Raw genomic sequence first — 25,709 nt, forward strand, 5'->3', positions numbered from 1 at the left:
GGAGGGAGAGCGGGGAGTTGCCCGCCGTCCTCAGACGGACCGGACGACCGCCTCCGCCGCACCGGCCACGGCCGCCTCGTCCAGCGTCGTCAGCCGGCGGTCGCGCATCAGGACCCGGCCGTCGACGACCGTGTCCCGGACGTCGCCGGCCCGCGCCGAGTACGCCAGCGTCGACCACGGGTCGTGCCGCGGCGCCAGGTGCGGACCGCCCAGGTCCAGTACTGCCAGGTCCGCCCGCTTGCCCACCTCCAGCGAACCGAGGTGCCCGCCGAGCCCCAGCGCCCGCGCGCCCTCGATCGTCGCCATCCGTACGGCCTGCTCGGCGCCGACCGCCGTCGGGTCGCCGCCCGCCTTGTGGATCAGCGCCGCCATGCCCAGCGCCCCCACCATGTCCAGGGAGTTGGAGCTGACCGCGCCGTCCGTGCCCAGCCCGACCCGTACGCCCTGGCGCAGCAGCTCCGGGACCCGGGCGACGCCGCAGCCCAGCTTGAGGTTGGAGACCGGGCAGTGCGCGACGCCCGTACCGCTACGGGCCAGCGCCGCGATCTCGGTGTCGGTCAGCTCGACCGCGTGCGCCAGCAGCGTGTCCGGGCCCAGCAGGCCCAGCGACTCCAGCAGCTCCACCGGCCGCTTGCCGTACCGCTCGCGCACCGTCGCCACCTCGGCGGCGTTCTCCGCCGCGTGCAGGTGCAGCAGCGCGCCGTACTCCTTCGCCAGCGCCGCGATGTCCGTCAGCTGCCCGGCGTCCAGGGTGTAGGCGCTGTGCGCGAAGACCACCGGCCGGGTGCCGGGGGAGGGACGGAGGCCGTCGAGGTGGCGGCGCGCCCAGTCCATCCGGTTCCCGTACGGCATCCGGTCGGGCGGCCCCGGTACGTCCATGAACGTCGGGCCGGACAGCAGCCGCCAGCCCGCGTCCCGCGCGACCCGCTCGGCCGCCTCGTGGAACCAGTACATGTCCAGCGCGGTGGTCACCCCGCCCCGCACGCTTTCCGCGATGGCCAGCCGCAGGCCCGCGGTCACCGCTTCGGGGGACAGCAGCGCGTTCTCCCGCGGCACCACCCTGCCCAGGAATTCCTGGAGGTCCACGTCGTCGGCGTGGCCGCGCAGCAGCGTCATCGCCAGGTGGGTGTGGGTGTTGACCAGCCCGGGGAGGACCAGGCAGCCGGTGGCGTCGATCTCCTCGGCCGCGGGGTGGGCGGCGCGCAGCGCGTCGGCCGGGCCGACCGCGATGATCTCCCCGTCCCGTACGGCGACCGCGCCGTCGGGCAGCACGGTGCCGGAGTCGTCGACGGTCAGGACCGTCCCGCCGTGCACCAGCAGGTCGGCGCCCGCCGCTTCGGTGTTCCGTACGGTGCTCATCGGATCTCCTCCTCGGCCAGCGCCCGCAGCGCTTCCAACGCGACGACGGCGCCGCGCGCCACGCCCTCCGCGACGACGTCCCGGTGCGGGTCGTAGCCGCCGGTGGCCGTCTCGTCGACAAGTTCGTCCGCGTTCGCCCCGTCGATCACCAGCACCGCACCGGCCACCAGGCCGCGCAGCGAGGCCGTCACGAACAGTGCGGACGCCTCCATCTCGATCGCCGCCACGTCCGCCGCGGTGTACGCCGCGACCGGCAGCGGCAGCAGGCCCGGCTGGAACGCGGCACGCGTCCACACCACCCCGCGGTGGTACGGCGCCCCGGCCTCCGCCGCCGCGCGCTGGAGCGCCAGCACCGCTTCCGGCGCGGCCACGGCGGGGTATTCCGGCGGCACCAGCTGCTGCGTCACCCCGTCGTCACGCACCGCCGCCTCGGCGATCACCAGGTCACCGTCACCGACCCCGGCCCGTATCGCCCCCGCCGTACCGAAGCGCACGAAGGTCCGCACGCCCGCGTCCGCCAGCTCCTGAAACAGCAGCACCGCCCCGGGCGCCCCCACGCCGTGCGACGCGACGACCACCGGCACGCCCTTCCAACTGCCGGTGAACGTCCGGTACTCGCGGTGGTACGAAATCTCCGCCGCCCCGTCGAGCAACTCGGCGACGGCCGCCGCACGGGCCGGATCACCGACCACGACGGCCTGCGGCGGCAGCCCGCCGCGGGGAAGACGGGCGATGGGGGACAGATCTGGGGTCACGGGGCGGCTCCAGTGGCTCGCGCGGACAACGCGGACGGGACGACGGTTCCGTCCCAACCTACGGGCCGGGAGGGGCGCGCTTGCAACGTGGTCCGGGTGGTCCGCCGGAGTGGCCCGGTGTGCCCGTCGCCGCGAGCGGGAAAAGCCGCATCCCGTTCAGGGCGCGGGCGCCCGCCGTCCGGCTGGTCGGCCGCAGCAGCCCGGCATGCCCACCGCCACAAGCGAGAAGAGCCCCACCCCGTCCAGGCCACGGGAGCCCAGCCCCCCGCTCACCCCCGCCCCGCCTCTATCTCCAACTCCAGCAACCACTGCACCACTTCGGCATGATGCCGCGCCTGGAGCAGGTCCGCTCCCCACACGTACAGACCGTGCCCGGCGACGATCACGGCGGGCATCCGTGGGTCCCGGGCCGTCTCCAGTCGGTCCCCGAGTACGGTCATGTCCTGGCTGTTGGTGATGACCGGCAGGCGCGCCGCTGCCCCTTCCGCGGGCAGGCCCAGACCTTTGAGCATCTCCAGATCGCGGAAGACGATCCCGCCCGGCCGGCGCCGCGCCATCGCCACCGCCGCGACCGTGTGGACGTGCACCACCGCGCCCGCGCCGGTCAGCCGTGCCACCCTCGCGTGCAGCCCGGCCTCCGCCGACGGCTTCCCGGCCCCGGTCGCCGTGCCCGCTACGGCGGCGCCCGCGCCGTCCACCAGCACCACGTCGTCGGCGGTCAGCTCACCCTTGTCCCGTCCGCTCGCGGTCACCGCCAGCCGCAGCGGATCGCGGGCCAGCACGATCGACAGGTTGCCGGACGTGCCGCGCATCCAGCCGAACGACGCGAACCGCGCGGCCTCGGCCGCCAGCCGGGCCCCGGCCTGCCGTACCTCCTCGTCGCTCGCGGGCCCGGCAGCCGCCGCCCCTACCCCGATCTCCAGCTCCGCGAACGACGCCACCTCGGGATGGTCGCCCACCCCGCTCTCGTAGTACGGCTCGCCGGGCCGCCGCACCCCGGCCGTGCGCCACCCCGCCGCGCGTGCCGCGTCCAGTTCCCCGGGCCGGTCGGACAGGAACAGCACCCGGTCCGGCGCGGCTCCGGGTCGGCGGCGATCGTCTCGTACGACGTGGCCACCAGCTTGGGGCCGGCGTTCTCCGTGTCGTAGAACCGGTCGGCCAGCGTCCGCAGATCGCCTTCCGGGCTGTGCCCGAACCACGCCCGCTGCGCGGCCACCGAGCCCGACGAGTACACGTGCAGCCGGACGCCCGCCGCGTGCCATGCGCGCAGCCGGGGCACCACGTCCGGGTAGAAGTGCGAGACCAGCTCCCCGTTCGCGAAGCCCTCGGCCCACACGATGCCCTGGAGCGTCTTGAGGGGCGTGACCTTGCGGTCCTCGTCCAGCCAGGCGCCGAGCGCCCGCTCGATCCGCGCGGCGTCGGCGCCCGGCTCGGCCAGCAGCTCCCGGATCTGTGCGACGGCCCGCCGTACCGCCGGCTCCTCGGCCCGCTCGGTCAGCAGCCGCCCGAACCGCTTGCGGGAGTACGGGTACAGCTCGTCCACCACGAAGCCGGTCGCGCTCGTGGTGCCCTCGATGTCGAGCACCACGTGGTCCACGTCGAAGGTGTGGTTCACGCCGTGCCCCGTTCCGCCCGTCCGGCCACGAGCGTGTCGAAGTCCGGGAACCGCAGCGCGATGTCGTCCCCGGTGAACGTGCCGACCCAGCCGTCCTCCTCGTGGAAGAAGCGGATGGCGGTGAACGACGGCCGGGTGCCCATGTCGAACCAGTGGGTGGTGCCCCGCGGCACGCCCAGCAGGTCGCCCTCCTCGCACAGCACGGCGTGCACCTCGCCGCCCGTGTGCAGGTAGAACACCCCGGCCCCGGCGACGAAGAACCGCACCTCGTCGTCGTCCTCGTGGGTGTGCTCGGCGAGGAACTTCTGCCGCGCCGCGCGGGCCGTCTCCGCCCAGCCGGGGGCCTCGCTCGGGTGCAGGGACGCCACGTCCACCGTCACGAACCCCTCCTCGGCGGTCAGCCGGTCGATCTCCGGGCGGTACGCCGCGAGGACGGCCGTCGGCTCCGCGTCCGGCGCCACGCCCGCGCGCAGCGGCCACTGCTCGTACCGCACCCCGGCGGGCGCCAGCGCCGCGGCGATCTCCGCGGGCTCGGACGTGCGCCGCAGCACGGTCCCGGGGCCGCTCTCCGACCAGGTGGTCAGCAAGGTCATGGGAATCTCCAAGGTCGGGTGACGGGGATGGAGACACACGGGGGAGGACGCAAGGGGCGGCCAGGCCCCCTGTCCGGATGCTAGTCCGGCCGGGCCCGGGGCGAGGGGGCCGTCCGGGGGACGTGTGTGATCCGCGCGCCGCGGGTACCTCAGGCAGCCGGAAAGGTGAGCCGTACCCCGAAGGAGGCGAAAGCCCAGGCCATGGACGCATGGGATGTGATCATCGTCGGCGCGGGCTCGGCCGGCGGCGTACTGGCCGACCGGCTGACCGAGGACCCCGCACGCTCCGTCCTGCTGCTGGAGGCCGGACCCGACTACGGCAGCTCGCCCGACGGGCTGCCCGACGACGTGGCCACCAGCCCCGCCGCCACCCACAGCCACGACTGGGGATATGCCAGCGAGCCGGGCGCCCTCGGCCGGTCCGTGGGGCTGCCGCGCGGCAAGCTCGTGGGCGGCTCCTCGGCGATCAACTCCGCGATCGCACTGCGCGGCCACCCGCAGGACTACGACGACTGGGCCGCCCAGGGCAACGAGGGCTGGTCGTTCGCCGACTTCCTGCCCAGCCTGCGCCGCGTCGAACGGGATCTGGACCTCGCCACGCGCTGGCACGGCACGGACGGCCCGGTTCCCGTGGGGCGGTACGGGCCGGACGAGACCAACCGGTGGCAGCGCGCCTTCCACGACGCCTGCACCGCCCTCGGCCACCCGCCGGTCGAGGACCACAACGCCCCCGGCGCGCGCGGCGTGGGCCCGGTCCCGGTCAACCGCGTCGGCGGCGTCCGGCAGAGCACCGCGCTGACCTACCTCGCGCGGGCCCGCGAGCGCGCCAACCTCACCGTGCGCGACGATGTCCTCGTGGACCGGGTCGTCCTGCGCGACGGCCGCGCGATGGGCGTCCAGCTGGCCGACCCGGCGCGTACGGTCCTGCCCGCCCGCCGCGTCGTCCTCGCCGCCGGCGCCTACGGCAGCCCGCCGATCCTGCTGCGCTCCGGCCTCGGCCCGGCCGCCCACCTGCGCGACCTCGGCATCCCGGTGGTGGCCGACCTGCCCGGAGTGGGGGAGAACCTGCAAGACCACCCCGCCGTCACCCTCACCTACGCCACGGACGCGCCGCCGCCCGGCCCCCGCGACCCGGTGCTGCAAACCTTTCTGACCTGCGACCTCGACTGCGGGGACGGCCCGGTCGACCTCCAGGTCTTCCCATCGGGGCCGGAGACCGGCGAGGACGGCTCCACGGTGCTCACCTTCTGGGTCGCCCTGCTGCGGCCGTCCTCCCGCGGCCGGCTGTGGCTGCGCTCGGCGGACCCCCGGGACGCGCCGCGCATCGACGTCGGGTTCCTGCGCGATCCGGAGGACGGGCGGCGCATGGTGGCGGGCATGCGGCTGGCGCGCTCCCTCGCCCGTACGGCTCCACTGTCCGGCCTGCTGGGCGAGGAGCGCGCGCCGGGCCCCGCCGTCACCACGGATGACCAGCTGGCGCAGGCGCTACGGCAGAGGGTCAGCGGCTATCAGCACGCCGCCGGAACCTGCCGGATGGGACCGGCGGAGGACCCCGGCGCCGTGGTCTCCGCCACCGGCGCCGTCCACGGCGTCGAGGCCCTGGACGTCATCGACGCCTCCGTCATGCCGACGCTGCCCGCCGCCAACACCAACCTCACCACCATGGCCCTCGCCGAGCACTGCCTGCGGCTGCTCTGACGGCTGCGGATACGCCGGAGGGCGGCTCCCCGGGAAGGGGAGCCGCCCTCGTGACGGCAACGGGTGACGGGACGTCAGCCGCGCTGCTCCAGTATCGCCTTGGCCCGCGCCCGGACGTCCTCCGTGTCCAGGCCGCGGATGGTCAGCGTGGTGCGGCGGCGCAGCACGTCGTCCACCGTCTCCGCCCACTCGTGGTCCCGGGCGTAGACGACCTGGGCCCAGATCTCCGGCGCGTCCGGGTGGATGCGCTCGGCCAGGGCCGGGTCCTCGTTGGCCAGGCGCGCGATGTCGAAGGACAGCGAGCCGTAGTGGGTGGCCAGGTGACGGGCGGTCTCCGGCGCCATGCGCGGGCCGGGGGCCGAACCGTCGACCAGCAGCCGGTGGGCCACCGCGTTCGGGTTGGCGATGCCCGGCAGCGGCAGCTTCTTCGGCAGCCGCGAGATCGGCTCCATGTCCTCGGCCAGCGGGTGGCCGGGCAGCGCCGCCAGCTTGTTCATGACCGTACGGCCGATGTGGCGGAACGTGGTCCACTTGCCGCCCGCGACGGACAGCATGCCGCCCGCGCCCTCGGTCACGACGGTCTCGCGCTTGGCCTTGGAGGTGTCGCCGGGGCCGCCCGGCAGCACCCGCAGGCCGGCGAAGGAGTACGTGATCAGGTCACGGGACAGCTGCTGGTCGCGGACGGAGAAGGCCGCCTCGTCCAGGATCTGCGCGGTGTCCTTCTCGGTGACGCGGACGTCCGCCGGGTCGCCCTCGTACTCCTCGTCGGTCGTACCGAGCAGCAGCATGTCCTCCCAGGGGAGGGCGAAGGTGATGCGGTACTTGTCGATCGGGGTGGCCAGCGCCGCCTTCCAGGGGGAGGTGCGCTTGAGGACCAGGTGCGCGCCCTTGGACAGGCGGATGGAGGGCGCCGCGTTCGGGTTCTCCATCTTGCGCAGGTGATCGACCCACGGGCCGGTCGCGTTCAGGACCAGGCGCGCGTTGACGCCGAACTCGGTGCCGTCGGTGCCGTCCTTCAGCTCGGCACCGGTGACCCGGCCCTGGGTGAAGCGCAGGCCGGTGACCTCGGCGTGGTTCAGGACGGTGGCGCCCGCTGCGACCGCCGCGCGGACCGTCATCAGGGCCATCCGCGCGTCGTTCATCTGGTCGTCGCCGTAGACGGCCACGGCCTTCAGGTTGTCCGTACGCAGCTCCGGCACGTCGCGCTGGGCCTTGGCCGGGCTGATGACGTGGCCGACGCCGTCGCCGAAGGCGGAGAGCGCCGAGTACGCGAAGACGCCCGCGCCCAGCTTGGCCGCGCCGTGCGGGCCGCCCTTGTAGACCGGCAGGTAGAAGGTCAGCGGGTTGGCGAGGTGGGGGGCCACCTCACGCGAGACCGCGCGGCGCTCGAAGTGGTTCTCCGCGACCAGCTTGACCGCACCGGTCTGCAGGTAGCGCAGGCCGCCGTGCAGCAGCTTGGAGGAGGCGGAGGAGGTGGCGCCGGCGAAGTCGCCGGCGTCCACCAGCGCAACCCGCAGCCCCGACTGCGCGGCGTGCCAGGCGGTGGAGATGCCCAGGATGCCGCCGCCGATCACCAGGAGGTCGTACGTCGCCTTGGAAAGCCGCTCCCGAGTCTCGGCACGGCTCGGGTTCGAACCGTCGGCCGGGTGCGTCCCGAGGGCCGGGACGCTCTGCAGGGTGCTCATGATTACTCCTCGTCAGCTCTCGTCGTCGATCCAGCCCATGGTCCGCTCGACGGCCTTGAGCCAGTTCTTGTACTCGCGGTCGCGGGTCTCCGCGTCCATGCGGGGGGTCCACTCGGCGGCCCGGCGCCAGTTGGCGCGCAGCGCGTCGGTGTCCGGCCAGAAGCCGACGGCCAGACCGGCGGCGTAGGCGGCGCCGAGGCAGGTCGTCTCGGCGACCATCGGGCGCACCACGGGCGCGTCCAGGAAGTCCGAGATGGTCTGCATCAGCAGGTTGTTGGAGGTCATACCGCCGTCGACCTTCAGGGAGGTCAGGTCGACGCCGGAGTCCTTGGTCATGGCGTCGGTGATCTCGCGGGTCTGCCAGGCGGTGGCCTCGAGGACGGCGCGGGCGATGTGCGCCTTGGTGACGTAGCGGGTCAGGCCCGCGATGACACCGCGCGCGTCGGAGCGCCAGTAGGGGGCGAACAGGCCGGAGAAGGCCGGGACGAAGTACGCGCCGCCGTTGTCCTCGACGGTGGACGCCAGCGTCTCGATCTCGGCGGCCGAGTTGATCAGGCCCATCTGGTCGCGCATCCACTGCACCAGCGAACCGGTGACGGCGATCGAGCCCTCCAGGGCGTAGACCGGGGCCTGGTCGCCGATGCGGTAGCCGACCGTGGTCAGCAGCCCGTTGTAGGAGTTGACGGGCTCGTCACCGGTGTTCATCAGCATGAAGGTGCCGGTGCCGTACGTGGACTTGGCCTCGCCCTTGTCGTAACAGGTCTGGCCGAACAGCGCGGCCTGCTGGTCGCCCAGTGCCGAGGCGACCGGCACGCCGGCCAGCGCGCCCGAGGCCGCGGTGCCGTACACCTCGGCCGACGAGCGGATCTCCGGCAGCACCGCCGCCGGGATGTCGATGGAGTGCAGGATCTTCTCGTCCCACTCCAGCTTGCGCAGGTTCATCAGCAGGGTGCGCGAGGCGTTGGTGACGTCGGTGACGTGCACACCGCCCTCGGTGCCGCCGGTCAGGTTCCAGATGACCCAGGAGTCCATGGTGCCGAAGAGGATGTCGCCGGCCTCGGCGCGCTCGCGCAGGCCCTCGACGTTGTCCAGCAGCCAGCGGATCTTCGGGCCGGCGAAGTAGGAGGCCAGCGGCAGGCCGGTCTCGCGGCGGAAGCGGTCCTTGCCGACGTTGCGGCCCAGCTCGCGGCAGAGCCCGTCGGTACGGGTGTCCTGCCAGACGATGGCGTTGTGGACCGGCTCACCGGTGTTCTTGTCCCACATCAGCGTGGTCTCGCGCTGATTGGTGATGCCGATGGCCTTGACGTCCTTGGCGGTGATGCCGGCCTTCTCGACGGCGCCGGCCACGACCTGCTGGACGTTCTCCCAGATCTCCTTGGCGTCGTGCTCGACCCAGCCGGGCTTGGGGAAGATCTGTTCGTGCTCCTTCTGGTCGACCGACACGATGCGGCCGTCCTTGTCGAACACGATGCAGCGGCTGGACGTGGTGCCCTGGTCGATGGCCGCGATGAACGGGCCGTGGCCGTGCGAGGCGGTGCTGTGGTTGTCGCTCATGGGTGTCTGTGCTCCAAAAGTCTTCGGTGCGGGCGGCGCGGCTCAGGCGAACGCGAGGTTGTAGATACCACCGGCGATCGCGCCGCCGAGCAGCGGACCGACGACCGGGATCCAGGCGTATCCCCAGTCCGATCCGCCCTTGTTCGGCAGCGGAAGCAGCGAGTGGACGATACGCGGACCGAGGTCGCGGACCGGGTTGATCGCGTAGCCGGTCGGGCCGCCCAGCGACAGACCGATGCCGACGACCACGAAAGCGGTCAGCAGTGCTCCGACGACACCGACGCCCTTGCCGTTGTCACTGAGGCCCTGCGTGAGGATCGCCAGCACGAGCACGATGGTGGCGATGACCTCCGTGGTCAGGTTCTGCACCGCGTTGCGGATCTCGGGTCCGGTGGAGAAGATCCCGAGAACCGGGCCGGCCTTGGGGGCCGCCGCCTTGTCGACCATGCCTTCCTGGCCGCTCTGCTCGCCCACGATCTCGGGGTCGGTCAGATGGGCCTTGAAGTGGCCGTAGTACGCGAGCCACACGAGTACCGCACCGATCATGGCGCCGAAGAGCTCACCGGCGAAGTACACCGGCACGTCGCTCCACGGCGTACCGCCCTTGATCGCCAGGCCGACGGTGACCGCCGGGTTCAGGTGGGCGCCGGACTTGGTCGCGATGTACGCGCCGGTCAGTACGGCGAAGCCCCACCCGAAGGTGATGGCCACCCAGCCCGAGTTGAACGCCTTTGAGCGCTTGAGCGTGACGGCGGCACAGACGCCACCGCCCAGCAGGATCAGAACAGCGGTACCGATGGTCTCGCTGATGAAGATGTCGGAGCTGGACACCCGCGACTCCTTTGTCCTTCGTCCAGGGGAAGGCGGACCCCGGGTCCCTCCGGTGGTCCGCGCCCTCCGAGAGGGCGTTGGTCGGCCTCCGGCACTGACCACCATAACGAATATTGTCGTTAGGTGTTCGACAATGCCGACCGACGAACGGCAGTTTTCTTCACACGTAGCACCCCGTCAAGGGTTCTGTGACTGAAAACTTAGGTGAAGATAAGGGGCAAAAGCGGTCAGAATCGCCCTGCGCCCAGGTCACGCGAGACCGCACGTGCGCAATCCCTCACAGCCGCGACGATTTCCGGCCGCAGCTCACCCGGCTCGCCGTCCCGGCAGACCCGCTCCACCGCACCCGTCACACCCACCGCGCCCACCGGCATCCGCCGCCGGTCGTGAATGGGCGCGGCCACCGAGGCCACGCCCTCCCAGGTCTCCTCCACGTCGGCCGCCCAGCCCCGCGCCCTGGTCAGGTCCAGTACGCCTTCCAGCTCGTCCAGGGCGGTCACCGTACGCGGCGTGAACGCCTGCCGCTCCGCCTCCGCCGCCTCGCTGTGTGCCACCGGGTCGTACGCGGTCAGCACCTTGCCCAGCGCCGTGCTGTGCAGCGGGTGCATCGCGCCGACCTCCAGCACCTGGCGGCTGTCGTCGGGCCGGAAGACGTGGTGCACGATCAGCACGCCCTGCTGGTGCAGCACGCCCAGATAGACGCTCTCGCCGCTGGAGCGCGCCAGGTCGTCCGTCCATACGAGCGCGCGGGCGCGCAGCTCGTGCACGTCCAGATAGCTGTTGCCGAGCCGCAGCAGCTCCGCGCCCAGCTGGTAGCGGCCCGAGGCGGGGTCCTGCTCGACGAAGCCCTCCTGCTGGAGGGTGCGCAGGATGCCGTGCGCGGTGCCCTTGGCCAGGCCCAGCGCGGAGGAGATGTCGGAGAGCCCCAGCCGCCGCTCACCACCGGCCAGCAGCCGCAGCATCGCGGCGGCACGTTCCAGTGACTGGATGTTCCGTGCCATCGGGAGACCTCCGGGTCGAGCGGTGTGGAGCGGGTGGTGTGGTGCAGTGTTCAACAGCGCCGGGCGGCTCCGGGAGCGGTTCGGCAATGCTGAACGATATCGGTGAATGCCGACCCTCCGGCAGTCGACCGAGCCATGTCAATGATCTTGACCAAGTCCACGCCGTGGGACGACAGAGCCCACAGCGGCGCCGCCCGCTACCCTGACCGGGTGCGCCTTCCACCGGAAGACGCAAAGCCGACAGCCGTCGCAACCAGGGGAGCACCTCCATGGCCTCGTACACGCCATCGTCCGCCAGCACATCCCGTACCACGGCCCTCCGCGAGGCCCTCGCCTCCCGCGTCGTGGTGGCCGACGGGGCGATGGGCACGATGCTCCAGGCGCAGGACCCGTCACTGGAGGACTTCCAGCAGCTGGAAGGCTGCAACGAGATCCTGAACCTCACCCGTCCGGACATCGTCCGCTCGGTCCACGAGGCGTATTTCGCGGTCGGTGTCGACTGCGTCGAGACCAACACCTTCGGCGCCAACCACGCCGCCCTCGCCGAATACGACATCCCCGAACGCGTCTTCGAACTGTCCGAGTCCGGCGCGCGCATCGCCCGCGAGGTCGCCGACGAGTTCACCGCCTCGACCGGGCAGCAGCGCTGGGTGCTCGGCTCCATGGGCCCCGGCACCAAGCTGCCGACCCTCGGCCACGTCGACTACGCGACGCTGCGCGACGCCTACCAGAAGAACGCCGAAGGCATGATCGCCGGCGGTGCCGACGCGCTGCTCGTCGAGACCACCCAGGACCTGCTGCAGACCAAGGCCGCCATCCTCGGCGCCCGCCGCGCCCTGGACGCCACCGGCACCGACCTGCCGGTGATCTGCTCGGTGACCGTCGAGACCACCGGCACCATGCTGCTCGGCTCGGAGATCGGCGCCGCGCTGACCGCGCTGGAGCCGCTGGGCATCGACATGATCGGCCTGAACTGCGCCACCGGCCCCGCCGAGATGAGCGAGCACCTGCGCTACCTGGCCCGCAACGCCCGCGTACCGCTGTCGTGCATGCCGAACGCCGGTCTGCCCGTCCTCGGCAAGGACGGCGCGCACTACCCGCTGACCCCCGCCGAGCTGGCCGACGCCCAGGAGACCTTCGTCTCCGAGTACGGGCTCTCGCTCGTCGGCGGCTGCTGCGGCACCACCCCCGAGCACCTGCGCCAGGTCGTCGAGCGGGTACGCGGCGTGGCCCCCACCGAGCGTCACCCGCGCCCCGAGCCCGGCGCCGCCTCGCTCTACCAGACCGTCCCGTTCCGCCAGGACACCTCCTACCTGGCCATCGGCGAGCGCACCAACGCCAACGGCTCCAAGAAGTTCCGCGAGGCCATGCTGGAGGGCCGCTGGGACGACTGTGTGGAGATGGCCCGCGACCAGATCCGCGAGGGCGCGCACATGCTCGACCTGTGCGTGGACTACGTCGGCCGGGACGGCGTCGCCGACATGCGGGAGCTGGCCGGCCGCTTCGCCACCGCCTCCACCCTGCCCATCGTGCTGGACTCCACCGAGGTCCCGGTGATCCAGGCGGGCCTGGAGAAGCTGGGCGGCCGCGCGGTCATCAACTCCGTCAACTACGAGGACGGCGACGGCCCCGAGTCGCGGTTCGCCCGGGTCGCCGCGCTGGCCCGCGAGCACGGCGCCGCCCTGATGGCGCTGACCATCGACGAGGAGGGCCAGGCCCGTACCGCCGAGCACAAGGTCGCCATCGCTGAGCGGATCATCGAGGACCTGACGTCCAACTGGGGCATCCGCGAGTCGGACATCCTCATCGACTGCCTGACCTTCACCATCTGCACCGGCCAGGAGGAGTCCCGCAAGGACGGCGTCAACACCATCGAGGCGATCCGCGAGCTGAAGCGGCGTCACCCCGACGTACAGACCACGCTGGGCCTGTCCAACATCTCCTTCGGCCTCAACCCGGCCGCCCGCATCGTCCTGAACTCCGTCTTCCTGGACGAGTGCGTCAAGGCGGGCCTGGACTCGGCGATCGTGCACGCCTCCAAGATCCTGCCGATCGCGCGCCTGGAGGAGGAGCAGGTCAAGGTCGCCCTCGACCTGATCTACGACCGGCGCGAGGAGGGCTACGACCCGCTCCAGAAGCTCCTGGAGCTGTTCGAGGGCGCCACCGCGAAGTCCCTGAAGGCCGGCAAGGCCGAGGAACTGCTCGCGCTGCCCCTGGAGGAGCGCCTCCAGCGCCGCATCATCGACGGCGAGAAGAACGGCCTGGAAGCCGACCTGGACGCGGCGCTCGCCGAGCGCCCGGCCCTGGAGATCGTCAACGACACGCTGCTGGAAGGCATGAAGGTCGTCGGCGAGCTGTTCGGCTCCGGCCAGATGCAGCTGCCGTTCGTGCTCCAGTCCGCCGAGGTCATGAAGACCGCGGTGGCCTACCTGGAGCCGCACATGGAGAAGTCCGACGCCGAGGGCAAGGGCACCATCGTGCTGGCGACGGTGCGCGGCGACGTGCACGACATCGGCAAGAACCTCGTCGACATCATCCTGTCCAACAACGGCTACAACGTCGTCAACCTCGGCATCAAGCAGCCCGTCTCGGCCATCCTGGAAGCCGCCGAGGAACACCGCGCCGACGTCATCGGCATGTCCGGCCTGCTGGTCAAGTCCACCGTGATCATGAAGGAGAACCTGGAGGAGCTCAACCAGCGCAAGATGGCGGCCGACTTCCCCGTCATCCTCGGCGGCGCCGCCCTGACCCGCGCCTACGTCGAGCAGGACCTCCACGAGATCTACGAGGGCGAGGTCCGCTACGCCCGCGACGCCTTCGAGGGCCTGCGCCTGATGGACGCCCTGATCGCCGTCAAGCGCGGCGTGCCCGGCGCCAGCCTGCCCGAGCTCAAGCAGCGCCGCGTCCCCAAGCGCGACATCGAGATCAAGGAGCCGGAGCCGGAGGAGGGCACCGTCCGCTCCGACGTGGCCACCGACAACCCCGTCCCCACCCCGCCCTTCTGGGGCACCCGCGTCGTCAAGGGCATCCAGCTCGCCGACTACGCGTCCTGGCTGGACGAGGGCGCCCTGTTCAAGGGGCAGTGGGGCCTCAAGCAGAACCGTACGGGTGACGGCCCCTCGTACGAGGAACTGGTCGAGACCGAGGGACGCCCCCGGCTGCGCGGCTGGCTGGACAAGCTCCAGACCGAGAACCTCCTGGAGGCCGCCGTCGTCCACGGGTACTTCCCCTGCTACTCCAAGGGCGACGACCTGATCCTCCTCAACGAGGACGGCACCGAGCGCACCCGCTTCACCTTCCCGCGCCAGCGCCGCGGCCGGCGGCTGTGCCTGGCGGACTTCTTCCGGCCGGAGGAGTCCGGCGAGCGGGACGTGGTCGGCCTCCAGGTCGTCACCGTCGGCTCGAAGATCGGCGAGGCCACCGCCGAGCTGTTCGCCTCCGACTCCTACCGCGACTACCTGGAGCTGCACGGCCTGTCCGTCCAGCTGGCCGAGGCGCTGGCCGAGTACTGGCACGCCCGCGTCCGCGCCGAGCTGGGCTTCGGCGGCGAGGACCCGGCCGACGTCGAGGACATGTTCGCGCTGAAGTACCGCGGCGCCCGCTTCTCGCTGGGCTACGGGGCCTGCCCCGACCTGGAGGACCGCGCGAAGATCGCCGACCTGCTGCGGCCGGAACGTATCGGCGTCCAGCTCTCCGAGGAGTTCCAGTTGCACCCCGAGCAGTCCACCGACGCGATCGTCATCCACCACCCGGAGGCCAAGTACTTCAACGCACGGTGACGCCGGGGCCCGCGAAGACGCGGAAGTCACCGAGCGCACCGCGGGCCACCGCACGCAGACGTACACTGGTCGGTCCGGTAGAGGCCGGTCGTCCTCCCCGCGCGGGAGGGCGGCCGGCCCTTTCGTCCCTCCGGGGACGTTCGACTACGGAGGTGCACGGATGACCAGCAGCATCCCCGCGGTGGGCACACGTACGGCCGACGGCGCGACCCTCCAGGCCGTCTTCCTCGACCTGGACGGCACCCTCGTCGACACCGAGGGCTTCTGGTGGGAGGCGGAGGCCGCGGTCTTCGCCGAGCTGGGCCACGTACTGGATGACCACCACCGCCAGGTCGTCGTCGGCGGGCCGATGACGCGCAGCGCCGCGTACCTGATCGGCGTGACCGGCGCCGACATCGCCCTCGACGAGCTGACGGTGCTGCTCAACGCCCGGTTCGCGGAGCGCATCGCGCGCGGCGTGCCGCTGATGCCCGGCGCCCGCCGGCTGCTGGCGGAACTGGCCGCGCACGGCGTGCCCACCGCCCTGGTCTCCGCCTCGCACCGCACCGTCATCGACCGGATGCTGCCCTCCCTGGGTCCGGAGCACTTCCACCTGACGCTGGCCGGCGACGACCTGCCCCGTACGAAGCCGCACCCGGACCCGTATCTGACCGCCGCCGCCCGGCTCGGGGTGGACCCGCGGCGCTGCGCCGTGGTGGAGGACACCGTCACCGGTGTGACGGCCGGGGAGGCGGCCGGCTGCCGGGTGGTCGCGGTGCCGTCGGTGAGCCCGATCGGCCCCGGCACCGGCCGTACCGTCGTCGGATCGCTCGAAGAAGTGGATCTCCCATTTCTGCGGTCCTTGATCACGGACGGCCGGTGACGCGAACACCGAGCGTGCCCGGCGAAAAGGGAAGAAACTGTGAGCAGCGGGCCGCTCATTTTCCGTGACGAATGTACTGGCCGAATTCGCCCTCGGGAACTCCCCAATCCTGGAGTGACGTTTCTCACGCGTCAGCCCGTCGACAGTTCGGCCCGCGCTCGTTCCATGGGTGCTTTCTCCCGGTTTTCTTGGGGGCATGTGTCCGGATTGGTGGAGGCGCGTACGAATCGTTCCGGCGTCCGGATATCGGTCACCCGGCGGCCGTTATCCGGGCGTGATATCCGTTCAACTTGGTTGTGTCCCGGACGCGCTGGCCGTTCCTACTAATGTCATCGCGAGCAACACCTCTGCGCTGATAAGGAACCTGCCGACGATGAATCGCAAGACCTTGGTGCTGCCGGCCCTGGCCGGTCTGCTCGTCCCCACGCTCGCCGCGTGCGGCAGCTCGGACGGCTCCGGCGAGGGCGGCAAGCCGATCAAGGTCGGCACCACCGCCCAGCTGGAGGCAACCAAGGACGCGCCCGCCCCGCTCGACCCCGCCCAGGCGTACGACGTCGACGCGTGGAACGTGCTGCGCGGAACCCTGCAGACGCTGATGCGCCTGCCGCGTACCGGCACCGCGCCGGTGCCCGAGGCCGCCGAGTCGTGCGGATTCCGGGACACCCAGAGCGAGCAGTACCGCTGCAAACTCCGCGACGGTCTGAAGTTCACCAATGGACACGCGCTCACGTCCAAGGACGTGAAGTTCTCCATCGACCGGATGCTGGCCATCAAGTACGACCGCGGCCCCGTCTCCCTGGTGGACAACATCGACAAGGTGGAGACCCCCAGCGAATCCGAGGTGGTCTTCCACCTGAAGAAGCCGGACGCCACGTTCCCGCAGAAGCTCGCCACCCCGGCGGCCGCCATCGTCGACAGCGAGGTCTACCCGAAGAACGGCCTCTACAAGGGCTTCGAGGTGGCCGGCTCCGGCCCGTACACCGTCAAGGTCGAACACAGCGGAGAGCGCGTCAGCAAGGCCGTCTTCACCAAGAATCCCGAGTACAAGGGCGGAATCGAGGTGAAGAACTCCACCGTCGAGATGAAGTTCTTCGACGACTCCGAAGGCATGGAGAAGGCGCTGCGCAAGGGCGACATCGACCTGATGAACCGCAGCCTGGCGCCCGATCAGATCAAGGGCCTGGAGAACGCCCGCGACGAGCACGTCCGGTTGCAGGCCGTACCGGGCTCCGAGATCCGCTACCTCGCCTTCAACACCGACAACCCGTCGGTCTCCGACAAGGCCGTCCGGCAGGCCATGGCCCAGCTGATCAACCGCTCGGCGCTGGTACGCGACGTGTACTCCTACACCGGTGACCCGCTGTACTCCATGGTCCCCAAGGGCCTCACCGGTCACATCAACTCGTTCTTCACCAAGTACGGCAGCCCGAGCGTCCCCGCCGCCCGCAAGATCCTCCAGCAGGCACACATCAACACCCCGGTGAAGCTCACCCTCACGTACACCACGAACCACTACGGCTCCAGCACCGCCAAGGAGTTCAAGACCCTGCAGAGCCAGCTCAACCAGGGCGGCCTGTTCGACGTGAGCCTCAAGGGCGTCGACAGCTGGCAGCAGTTCCGCAAGGAACAGACCGAGGGCAAGTACGCCGCCTACGGCATGGGCTGGTTCGCCGACCTCCCGGACGCGGACAACTACATCGCGCCGTTCTTCGGCAAGGGGAACTTCCTCAACTCCCCGTACCGCAACAACAAGATCGAGTCCCAGCTGATCCCCGGCACCCGGCAGCAGACCGACCGCAACTCCGCCGCGGAACAGTTCAAGCAGGCCCAGGACATCATCGCGGACGAGGTGCCGATCCTGCCGCTGTGGCAGGGCAAGCAGTACGTCGCCGCCCGCGACGACATCACCGGCGCCGAGTGGGCGCTGAACTCGTCCTCGGCCCTGCAGATCTGGGAACTCGCCCGCGGAGTGAGCAGCAACTGACGACGACCTCCGGCCGGCGCCCCGCGCGCCGGCCGGCTGCCGCACCCGACGGCGCGCACCACCACAACCGATGACGGCACCCGCCGGCACCCCGACTCCGGCACCCGCCGGCGCGGATCACAACGCTTCACCGCCATACGACTGTGAGGAACACGCACGTGAGGAAACGCGACCAGTGGCTGGCCGCACCGCTGGGGGCAGGGCTCGTCGCCGCCCTGCTCAGCGGCTGCGGAACGGGTGACGGCAAGAGCGCCGGGACCGGCAACCCGGTGGTGATGGGCATGACCGACAAGATCGTGTCCATCGACCCCGCAGGCGGCTACGACCCGGTCTCGTGGGTGCTGTTCACCAACGTCTTCCAGTCGTTGCTCAGCTTCCCCAAGGGCAGCACGACACCGGAACCCGAGGCCGCCGAGTCCTGCGGCTTCGCCGAGGGCGGCAGCACCGTCTACAAGTGCACCCTCAAGGACGGCCTGAAGTTCAGCAACGGCCACGCGCTGACCTCCGAGGACGTCAAGTTCTCCTTCGACCGGATCAAGCGCATCAACGACAAGCGCGGTCCGGCCGTGATGTTCGCCGGGCTCGACAAGGTCGAGGCCCCCGACGCCAAGACCGTCGTCTTCCGCCTCAAGTCCGCCGACGCGACCTTCCCCATGAAGATCGCCTCCGGTGCCGGCTCCATCGTCGACCACAGCGAGTACGCGGCCGACAAGCTGCGCACCGACAACAAGGCCGTCGGCTCCGGCGCCTACACCCTGGAGGAATACGACCCCGAGGACGAGGCGGTCTTCGGCGTCAACGGCTCCTACGAGGGCCCCGCCAAGGTCAAGAACACCGGCATGACCATGAAGTTCTTCAAGAGCCCCGACAAGCTCAAGAAGGCGGTCCAGGACGGCTCCATCGACCTCGCCTACCGCGGTCTGGACATGAAGGACATCGCCTCGCTGGAGCAGGCGACCGCCACCCAGAAGCACGGCATCCAGGTCGTCCAGGGCAACAGCGCCGAGGTCATGCACCTCGTCTTCAACATGCACGACCCGGTCGCCGGCAAGCTCGGCGTCCGCAAGGCCATCGCCCACCTCCTGGACCGCTCCACGCTGGTCCGGGACGTCTACAAGCGCACCGCCGAGCCGCTGTACTCGATCGTCCCCGCGGGCATCACCGGCCACAACACGGCCTTCTTCGCCAGCTACGGCGACCGGCCGCAGCCCGACAAGGCCGCCGCCGCCCTGCGCGAGGCCGGCTACGGCAACGGCAAGAAGGTGCCGCTCACCCTCTGGGCCACCCCCGTCCGCTACGGCCCCGGCACCGTCCCGGCCTTCCAGGAGATCGCCCAGCAGCTCAACGCCAGCGGCCTCTTCGACGCCCAGGTCAAGAGCGTGCCCATCGACGAGTTCGAGAAGGGCGTCGAGGCCGGGAAGTACGGCGCGTACGTCAAGGGCTGGGTCCCCGACTACCCGGACCCCGACAACTTCACCCAGCCGTTCTTCGGCAAGGGCAACGTCCTCAACAACAACTACGACGCCAAGCGCATCACCTCGAAGCTGCTGCCCGGCACCGCGGGCCAGCCGGACCGGCAGGCCACCAAGCCCGCCTTCCGCGAGATGCAGGACATCGTCGCCGAGGACCTGCCCGTCATACCGATCTGGCAGGGCAAGCAGTACGCCGTCGCCGGCGAGAACATCGCCGGCCTCCAGTGGACGCTGGACGCCTCGACGGTGTTCCGGTTCTGGGAGATCAGCAAGGGGTGACGCCCCCGGACGCACCGACGGCCCGGCCCGCCGCCGCTCTTCGGAGCGGGGCGGGCCGGGCCGTTGTGTGAGGTGGGGCGGGCCGCCGGCGCGGGGGCGCTCGTACGGCCGTACGGCTCACTGGGCGCCGGGGCGCACCAGGCCGCTCTCGTACGCGTACACCGCGGCCTGGACCCGGTCGCGCAGCCCCAGCTTCGTCAGCACATGCCCGACATGCGTCTTGACCGTCGTCTCGCTCACGAACAGGTCCGCGGCGATCTCCGCGTTCGACAGCCCGCGCGCCACCAGCTTCAGCACCTCCACCTCACGCTCGGTGAGGGTGTGCAGCGTGTCCGGCACCGGCTCCTCGCCGGACGGCAGATGGCCCGCGTACTTGTCCAGCAGCCGGCGCGTGATGCTCGGCGCCAGCATCGCCTCGCCCGCCGCGACCACCCGGATCGCCTGCACCAGCTCCTGGGCCGGCGCGTCCTTCAGCAGAAAGCCGCTGGCCCCCGCGCGGAGCGCCTCGACCACGTACTCGTCCAGGTCGAACGTCGTCAGCACCAGCACCTTCGCCGGACCGTCCTTCGCCGGGCCGGTGATCTGCCGGGTCGCCTCGACCCCGTCCATCCGCGGCATCCGGATGTCCATCAGCACCACGTCGGGCTGCAGCGCCCGCACCTGCTCCAGCGCCTGCAGACCGTCCCCGGCCTCGCCGACGACCGCGAGATCCTGCTCGGCCTCCAGAATCATCCGGAAGCCGGTACGCAGCAGCGGCTGGTCGTCGACCAGCAGGACGCGGATTGCCACAGGAACTCCTTCGTTAGACCAGGTCCATTCTGCCCTGCCCCTCTCCGGGCGCCGCCACAGGGAGCGACCGCGCCTGGCCGGGCACCGGCAGCGGATACGGCGGGGGAGTACCGCCGAATTCCGGGCACACCGCCTGGTGGTCGCACCAGCCGCACAGCTTCGTACGGCGCGGGCGCCAGTCGCCGGTCTCGGCCGCCCGCTGGATGGCGTCCCACAGCGCCAGCAGCTTGCGCTCCACACCGCGCAGATCCGCCTCGGTCGGGTCGTACGTCAGCACGTCGCCGCTGCCCAGGTACACCAGCTGGAGCCGGCGCGGCACGATGCCACGCAGCCGCCACATCACCAGCGCGTAGAACTTCATCTGGAACAGCGGGCCGTCGGCGTACTCCGGGCGGGGCGCCTTGCCGGTCTTGTAGTCGACGAGCCGCACCTCACCGGTGGGCGCCACGTCCACCCGGTCGATGAAACCGCGCAGCTGGAGGCCCGAGTCGAGCACCGTCTCCACATACAGCTCGCGGTCGGCGGGCTCCAGACGGGTCGGGTCCTCCAGCGTGAACCACCGCTCCACCAGCGCCTCGGCGTCCGCCAGCCAGGCCGCCAGCCGCTCGCCCGCCGGATCGTCCACGAACAGCTCGGCCAGCTCCGGCCGCTTCGCCAGCAGCTTCTCCCACTCGCCCGGCACCATCGCCCGCGCGCCGACCGCCGTACGCTGCGCCGCCGGGGCGTCGAAGAGGCGCTCCAGCACCGCGTGCACCACCGTGCCGCGCGTCGCCGCCGCACTCGGCTTCTCCGGCAGCTTGTCGATCACCCGGAAGCGGTACAGCAGCGGACACTGCATGAAGTCGCTCGCCCGCGACGGGGAGAGGGAGAGGGGGCGGGTGGCGGGGGAGGGGGGTGGTGGGGGTGCTGGGGTTTCCTTGGCTGCCGGGGCTGCCGGGGCTGCCGGGGCTGCCGGGGCTGCCGGGGCTGCCGGTGCGGCCGGTGCGTCCGGTGTGGCCGTCCCGGTCTCGTGGACCACCTCGGCCGTTCCCGCCTCGCGGGTCCCCTCGGCCTCAGCGGCCGTCGCGGCTCCGCCGGCCGCTCCGGCCCCGCCGGTGCCGTCCTGCCCGCCGTCCCCGCCCGCGGCGTCCGGCACGGCCTTCTCGGTGCTCGTTCCCATGACATACGACCCTACGGCCCGCCACTGACAGCTCCCGCAACCGAGGGATCACAATGGGAGACCGAGACGGGGCGTCGCGGAGCGTTCCGCATACCATCGACGCCAGACCCCTTCGCCCTGCATGATCGACAGGCCGTACCGGACCGGAACCGGACGGACAGGAGCGAAGGCCGCAATCGACGAGGGGACACCGTGGACGAGAGTGGGAAGCCGCAGGACCCCGAGGAGTCCGCGCACCCCCAACCGCCCAACCCGCCCGGACCGTCCGACCCGGCCCGCGGTGCCGGCCGTACGCGGCCGTCCGGAAGCCGCCCCTCCCCGCAGCCGGCGCCCAAGGACCAGCCGGGGCGACGCACCGGCGGCGGCATCCTCATGGGCCGGCCCTTCGGCGTACCGGTCTACGTGGCGCCCAGCTGGTTCATCGTCGCCGCGCTGATCACCTGGGTCTTCGGCGGCCAGCTCGAACGGGTCCTGCCCGAGCTGGGCGCGGGCCGCTACCTGGTCTCGCTCTTCTTCGCCGTCGCCTTCTACGCGTCGGTACTCGTGCACGAGCTCGCCCACACCGTCGCCGCGCTGCGCTTCAAGCTCCCCGTACGCCGCATCCAGCTCCAGTTCTTCGGCGGCGTCTCGGAGATCGAGAAGGAGTCCGAGACCCCCGGCCGCGAATTCGTCCTGGCCTTCGTGGGGCCGCTGCTCTCGCTCGTCCTGGCGGGGCTCTTCTACGGCGGCATGGAGCTGGTCGAGCCCGGTACCGTACCGGGCGTCCTGCTCGCCGGTCTGATGATCTCCAACCTGATCGTCGCCGTCTTCAACCTGCTCCCCGGCCTCCCGCTGGACGGCGGGCGGATGCTCCGCGCCGTCGTGTGGAAGATCACCGGCAAGCCGATGACCGGCACCGTCGCCGCCGCCTGGGTCGGCCGCGCGCTCGCCATCTCGGTCCTGATCGGGCTGCCGCTGCTCACCCACACCGGTGCCCTGGGCAACGCCCCCACGGACCTGGGCGGCGCCGACTCGATCACCGACGCGCTGCTCGCCGCGATCCTCGCCGCGATCATCTGGACCGGCGCGGGCAACAGCCTGCGCATGGCCCGGCTGCGCGAACGCCTCCCGGACCTCCAGGCCCGTACGCTCACCCGGCGCGCCGTCCCCGTGGAGGCCGACACCCCGCTGTCCGAGGCACTGCGCCGCGCCAACGACGCGGGGGCGCGCGCCCTGGTCGTCGTGGACCGCGCGGGCCGGCCCACCGCCGTCGTCCGCGAGACCGCCATCGTCGGCGTCCCCGAGCACCGCCGCCCCTGGGTCCCCGTCAGCGGCCTGGCGCAGGACCTCAAGGACGGCATGCGGGTCTCCGCCGAACTGGCGGGCGAAGACCTCCTGGACTACCTGCGCGCCACCCCGGCCACCGAGTACCTGGTGGTCGAGGAGACCGGCGAGATCTACGGCGTCCTGTCCACCGCGGACGTGGAACGCGCGTTCGTGGCGGCCATGGCGCGTCCGTCCTGAGGACGCGGGTATCGGCCCCCGCGGGCTTCGGGCGCGCCACGCCTGGGTAAGCCCCCGCCGGGGGGACGATCACCTGCGGACCTGTAGGGGCGCGGGTTTCCCCGGCCACGGACACGACCCCGGCCACGACCCCGGCCACGGCGCCTCCGCGTTCGGCCCCAGAGCGGCCCCGCCCGGCCCCGGAGCCCGGCCTCAGCCCGGCTACGCTCCCCACCCGCCCCGGCCCCACGCGGCTTCCCCCCCGCCCCGGCCCCACGCGGTTCCCGCCCGCCACCCCTGGGTAAGCCCCCGCTGGGGGAGCGATCACGTTCGATTTGCCCTGTAGGGTGCCCGCCGGCCTGGGCCCGCCCGTCGGCCCGGTCCTGAGCCGGGGCCCGGCCCGCCCGTCCCACCAGCACCCGACCCGCCCGTCCAGCCTTGGCGCCGGGCCCCGGCCCACCAGCGCCCGGCCCGCCCGTCCAGCCTTGGCGCCGGGGGCCCCGGCCCACCCCGCCCGCCCCTCGTCCCACCCATCCCCGTCCCACCACCTGGTCCGAACCGCTCCCCGCGCCCGGTAGGCTGGTCACATGTCCGAACCGACCGGTGCCGCCCGCCGTCGCGGGCCCTTCAAGGTCGGGGACCAGGTCCAGCTCACCGACCCCAAGGGACGCCACTACACGTTCACGCTCGAAGAGGGCAAGAGCTTCCACACCCACAAGGGAGCCTTCCCCCACGACGAGCTGATCGGTGCTCCCGAGGGCAGTGTTGTCCGTACCACCGGGAACGTCGCCTACCTCGCGCTGCGCCCGCTGCTCCCCGACTACGTCCTGTCCATGCCCCGCGGCGCCGCCGTGGTCTACCCCAAGGACGCGGGGCAGATCCTGGCGATGGCCGACATCTTCCCCGGCGCGCGCGTCGTCGAGGCGGGGGTGGGTTCCGGGTCGCTCAGCAGCTTCCTGCTGCGCGCCATCGGCGACCAGGGCATGCTGCACAGCTACGAGCGGCGCGCCGACTTCGCCGAGATCGCCACGCAGAACGTCGAGCGGTACTTCGGCGGTCCGCACCCGGCGTGGACGCTCACCGTCGGTGATCTCCAGGACAACCTCTCGGACACGGACGTGGACCGGGTCATCCTGGACATGCTCGCCCCCTGGGAGTGCCTGGAGGCCGTCTCCAAGGCGCTCGTCCCGGGCGGCATCCTGTGCGCGTACGTGGCCACCACGACGCAGCTGGCCCGTACGGTCGAGGCCATCCGCGAGCACGGCACCTTCAACGAGCCGTCGGCCTGGGAGACCATGGTCCGCACCTGGCACGTGGAGGGCCTGGCCGTCCGCCCCGACCACCGCATGATCGGCCACACCGGCTTCCTGCTCACCGCCCGCCGCCTCGCGGACGGCGTCGAGCCGCCGCTGCGCCGGCGCCGCCCGGCGAAGGGCGCGTACGGCGAGGACTACTCCGGTCCCGGCAGCTCCAGCGGGGGCGCGGAGCGCGGCTGACGCGCCCCGTACGCACCACCCGAACCAACCGGCGCCGCCGATGAGTTCCCGGCCCATGGGAACCGTCGGCGGCGCCGCTTCGTTCAGGGGGCGGAAGCCCCGCCCGGGTGTTCCCCGGCGCCCCGCCCTGTGGAACGATGCTGGGCACTCCCACCGCCACAGCTCTTCACAGGAGTTACCCCGCGTGCAGCTCTCGGCAGGCCAGGACCTCCCGCACACCCGCACTCGCGCCCTGCACTGGCTCGCCACCGCCGCCGCCCTCGCGGCGGCCGTCGCGACCGCTTCCTTCGTCCAGCCGCCCGATGCCACGGCCACCACCGACGCCGCCTCCGGCGCCCGCGCGGCCGCCGTCGGCCCGGCCCCCGATCCGCACGCCGCCAGGTATCCGGTCGACTGCGGCCCCAACCGCCTCGACGTGGTCGACAGCGCCACCGGCGACCTCGACGGCGACGGCAGCCCGGAGACCGTCGCCGTGGTCCGCTGCCACACCGAGACGGGCACCCCTCCCAGCGGCGTGTACGTCCTGGCCCGCCCCGCTACGGGCAAGGGCGCCCCGCGGGTCGCCGCGACCCTCCTGGCGCCCGCACAGCAGCGCAGCGTCGAGGGCTTCGCCGTACGCGGCGGTGCGGTCACCGCGACCCTGCTGGGCTACTCCACGACCGATGTGCCGCGCTGCTGCCCGGACGTCCGCGCGCGGACCAAGTGGCAATGGAAAGGCGGGAAGTTCGTCCAGAGCGAACTTCCCGCCTCCTCCGACACCGCCGGTGTGTGATCGGTCACACTGCGTCTACTTCGCGTCCGGTCCGTAGACCTCCACCCGGTCCGAGACGCGGCGTACGTGGATACAGTCGCCCGGGCACTCCTTCGCGGAGTCCCGTACGTCATTGAGCAGCGGCAGGGGTACGGGGGTGGTGGCCCCCTTCTCCTGGAGCAGCTCGTCGTCGGCGCTCTTCACATAGGCCAGACCGTCGATGTCGAGTTCGAAGACCTCCGGCGCGTACTGCGCACAGATGCCGTCGCCGGTGCAGAGGTCCTGGTCGATCCAGACCTCCAGTGCTTCGTCCTGCGCCGTCATCTCGCCTGCCGTTCCTGCGTACGTGAATCAAATGGGGCCCACCCTGACGGGTGTTGACCGTCTCGACGATACAACCGTCCGCTTTCTGATGTTGTTGGGTGGGTATCCCCCTGAGGTGAGGACGTGCGCAAGGGTGAAGATCGGACACGCCCCGACAGTCTTTTCGATCTAGGGGTTTCAACCTGCACCGGCCCAGGTAGGGTCAGGAAGCGTCCAGCTCCCCTTGGAGGAGGTGAGGACC

19 protein-coding genes and 1 pseudogene are annotated in these 25,709 nt (G+C 71.6%); 8 read left to right on the forward strand and 12 right to left on the reverse strand.

Annotation, left to right across the window (positions count from 1 at the left end; genetic code table 11):
- Positions 1-30 precede the first annotated feature (30 nt).
- From CP984_RS33110 to CP984_RS33125, 5 genes and pseudogenes are all read right to left on the reverse strand, one after another.
- Positions 31-1,359 (reverse strand): amidohydrolase, encoded by a 1,329-nt coding sequence (locus CP984_RS33110; RefSeq protein WP_003981583.1) that lies wholly within the window; start codon positions 1,357-1,359, stop codon positions 31-33.
- The gene (locus CP984_RS33115; protein WP_003981584.1) at positions 1,356-2,114 is read right to left on the reverse strand and encodes a nucleoside phosphorylase; all 759 of its coding nucleotides are present in this window, start codon (positions 2,112-2,114) and stop codon (positions 1,356-1,358) included. The genes CP984_RS33110 and CP984_RS33115 overlap by 4 nt, the downstream gene beginning before the upstream one ends.
- 269 nt (positions 2,115-2,383) lie before the next feature.
- A complete protein-coding gene (mtnB, locus tag CP984_RS41605) occupies positions 2,384-3,031 on the reverse strand; it encodes a methylthioribulose 1-phosphate dehydratase (protein ID WP_043978977.1) in 648 nt (215 codons plus the stop codon).
- Positions 3,029-3,729, reverse strand: a pseudogene (gene mtnC, locus CP984_RS33120) (acireductone synthase); the annotation flags it as partial. The pseudogene mtnC and the gene mtnB, both read right to left, overlap by 3 nt.
- Entirely contained in the window at positions 3,726-4,322 is a 597-nt protein-coding gene (locus CP984_RS33125) for a 1,2-dihydroxy-3-keto-5-methylthiopentene dioxygenase (RefSeq protein ID WP_003981587.1), read from the reverse strand. The gene CP984_RS33125 and the pseudogene mtnC, both read right to left, overlap by 4 nt.
- A gap of 165 nt (positions 4,323-4,487) precedes the next feature.
- Here CP984_RS33125 and CP984_RS33130 point away from each other — a divergent pair, with 165 nt between their 5' ends.
- On the forward strand, positions 4,488-6,020 hold the full coding sequence (locus tag CP984_RS33130) for a GMC family oxidoreductase (protein ID WP_129820922.1): 1,533 nt from the start codon (positions 4,488-4,490) through the stop codon (positions 6,018-6,020).
- Positions 6,021-6,094: 74 nt separating this feature from the next.
- Here the strand turns inward: CP984_RS33130 and CP984_RS33135 are convergent, their stop codons facing one another.
- The 4 genes from CP984_RS33135 to CP984_RS33150 all read right to left on the reverse strand — a co-directional run bounded on the left by CP984_RS33135 (position 6,095) and on the right by CP984_RS33150 (position 11,091).
- Positions 6,095-7,705 carry a glycerol-3-phosphate dehydrogenase/oxidase gene (locus CP984_RS33135; RefSeq protein ID WP_003981589.1) on the reverse strand — a complete coding sequence of 537 codons (1,611 nt, stop codon included), beginning with the start codon at positions 7,703-7,705 and terminating at the stop codon, positions 6,095-6,097.
- A 12-nt stretch (positions 7,706-7,717) separates the two neighbouring features.
- Positions 7,718-9,259 carry a glycerol kinase GlpK gene (gene glpK, locus CP984_RS33140; RefSeq protein WP_003981590.1) on the reverse strand — a complete coding sequence of 514 codons (1,542 nt, stop codon included), beginning with the start codon at positions 9,257-9,259 and terminating at the stop codon, positions 7,718-7,720.
- 42 nt (positions 9,260-9,301) lie between these two features.
- On the reverse strand, positions 9,302-10,090 hold the full coding sequence (locus CP984_RS33145) for an MIP/aquaporin family protein (protein ID WP_003981591.1): 789 nt from the start codon (positions 10,088-10,090) through the stop codon (positions 9,302-9,304).
- Positions 10,091-10,317: 227 nt separating this feature from the next.
- On the reverse strand, positions 10,318-11,091 hold the full coding sequence (locus tag CP984_RS33150) for an IclR family transcriptional regulator (protein WP_003981592.1): 774 nt from the start codon (positions 11,089-11,091) through the stop codon (positions 10,318-10,320).
- A 269-nt stretch (positions 11,092-11,360) separates the two neighbouring features.
- Here CP984_RS33150 and metH point away from each other — a divergent pair, with 269 nt between their 5' ends.
- From metH to CP984_RS33170, 4 genes are all read left to right on the forward strand, one after another.
- Entirely contained in the window at positions 11,361-14,870 is a 3,510-nt protein-coding gene (metH, locus tag CP984_RS33155; protein ID WP_003981593.1) for a methionine synthase, read from the forward strand.
- 160 nt (positions 14,871-15,030) lie between these two features.
- Positions 15,031-15,732: an HAD family hydrolase gene (locus CP984_RS33160; protein ID WP_003981594.1), complete on the forward strand. Its 702-nt coding sequence runs from the start codon at positions 15,031-15,033 to the stop codon at positions 15,730-15,732.
- A gap of 373 nt (positions 15,733-16,105) precedes the next feature.
- Positions 16,106-17,716 (forward strand): ABC transporter substrate-binding protein, encoded by a 1,611-nt coding sequence (locus tag CP984_RS33165; RefSeq protein ID WP_003981595.1) that lies wholly within the window; start codon positions 16,106-16,108, stop codon positions 17,714-17,716.
- Positions 17,717-17,874: 158 nt separating this feature from the next.
- The gene (locus CP984_RS33170; protein ID WP_003981596.1) at positions 17,875-19,467 is read left to right on the forward strand and encodes an ABC transporter substrate-binding protein; all 1,593 of its coding nucleotides are present in this window, start codon (positions 17,875-17,877) and stop codon (positions 19,465-19,467) included.
- A gap of 117 nt (positions 19,468-19,584) precedes the next feature.
- Here the strand turns inward: CP984_RS33170 and CP984_RS33175 are convergent, their stop codons facing one another.
- Both CP984_RS33175 and CP984_RS33180 read right to left on the reverse strand, forming a co-directional pair.
- Positions 19,585-20,256 (reverse strand): response regulator, encoded by a 672-nt coding sequence (locus tag CP984_RS33175; RefSeq protein ID WP_003981597.1) that lies wholly within the window; start codon positions 20,254-20,256, stop codon positions 19,585-19,587.
- A gap of 13 nt (positions 20,257-20,269) precedes the next feature.
- Entirely contained in the window at positions 20,270-21,415 is a 1,146-nt protein-coding gene (locus CP984_RS33180) for a RecB family exonuclease (RefSeq protein WP_165417077.1), read from the reverse strand.
- A 192-nt stretch (positions 21,416-21,607) separates the two neighbouring features.
- On the opposite strand from CP984_RS33180, the gene CP984_RS33185 reads away from it, so the two are divergent.
- The 3 genes from CP984_RS33185 to CP984_RS33195 all read left to right on the forward strand — a co-directional run bounded on the left by CP984_RS33185 (position 21,608) and on the right by CP984_RS33195 (position 25,165).
- A complete protein-coding gene (locus tag CP984_RS33185; RefSeq protein WP_003981599.1) occupies positions 21,608-22,918 on the forward strand; it encodes a site-2 protease family protein in 1,311 nt (436 codons plus the stop codon).
- Between the two features lie 566 nt (positions 22,919-23,484).
- Positions 23,485-24,393 carry a tRNA (adenine-N1)-methyltransferase gene (locus CP984_RS33190; RefSeq protein ID WP_003981600.1) on the forward strand — a complete coding sequence of 303 codons (909 nt, stop codon included), beginning with the start codon at positions 23,485-23,487 and terminating at the stop codon, positions 24,391-24,393.
- A gap of 184 nt (positions 24,394-24,577) precedes the next feature.
- A complete protein-coding gene (locus tag CP984_RS33195) occupies positions 24,578-25,165 on the forward strand; it encodes a hypothetical protein (protein ID WP_003981601.1) in 588 nt (195 codons plus the stop codon).
- 15 nt (positions 25,166-25,180) lie between these two features.
- On the opposite strand, the gene CP984_RS33200 is transcribed toward CP984_RS33195, so the two are convergent.
- Positions 25,181-25,468 carry a ferredoxin gene (locus tag CP984_RS33200; protein WP_003981602.1) on the reverse strand — a complete coding sequence of 96 codons (288 nt, stop codon included), beginning with the start codon at positions 25,466-25,468 and terminating at the stop codon, positions 25,181-25,183.
- Positions 25,469-25,709 lie beyond the last annotated feature (241 nt).

Source organism: Streptomyces rimosus (assembly GCF_008704655.1).
In the GTDB taxonomy this organism is placed as follows: Bacteria; Actinomycetota; Actinomycetes; order Streptomycetales; family Streptomycetaceae; genus Streptomyces; species Streptomyces rimosus.

Coding starts and splice junctions, on each gene's coding strand:
- CP984_RS33110 (WP_003981583.1), bottom strand. CDS start 1,359: ATGAGCACCGTACGGAACACCGAAGCGGCGGGCGCCGACCTGCTGGTG.
- CP984_RS33125 (WP_003981587.1), bottom strand. CDS start 4,322: ATGACCTTGCTGACCACCTGGTCGGAGAGCGGCCCCGGGACCGTGCTG.
- CP984_RS33135 (WP_003981589.1), bottom strand. CDS start 7,705: ATGAGCACCCTGCAGAGCGTCCCGGCCCTCGGGACGCACCCGGCCGAC.
- glpK (WP_003981590.1), bottom strand. CDS start 9,259: ATGAGCGACAACCACAGCACCGCCTCGCACGGCCACGGCCCGTTCATC.
- CP984_RS33150 (WP_003981592.1), bottom strand. CDS start 11,091: ATGGCACGGAACATCCAGTCACTGGAACGTGCCGCCGCGATGCTGCGG.
- metH (WP_003981593.1), top strand. CDS start 11,361: ATGGCCTCGTACACGCCATCGTCCGCCAGCACATCCCGTACCACGGCC.
- CP984_RS33160 (WP_003981594.1), top strand. CDS start 15,031: ATGACCAGCAGCATCCCCGCGGTGGGCACACGTACGGCCGACGGCGCG.
- CP984_RS33165 (WP_003981595.1), top strand. CDS start 16,106: ATGAATCGCAAGACCTTGGTGCTGCCGGCCCTGGCCGGTCTGCTCGTC.
- CP984_RS33180 (WP_165417077.1), bottom strand. CDS start 21,415: ATGGGAACGAGCACCGAGAAGGCCGTGCCGGACGCCGCGGGCGGGGAC.
- CP984_RS33190 (WP_003981600.1), top strand. CDS start 23,485: ATGTCCGAACCGACCGGTGCCGCCCGCCGTCGCGGGCCCTTCAAGGTC.
- CP984_RS33200 (WP_003981602.1), bottom strand. CDS start 25,468: ATGACGGCGCAGGACGAAGCACTGGAGGTCTGGATCGACCAGGACCTC.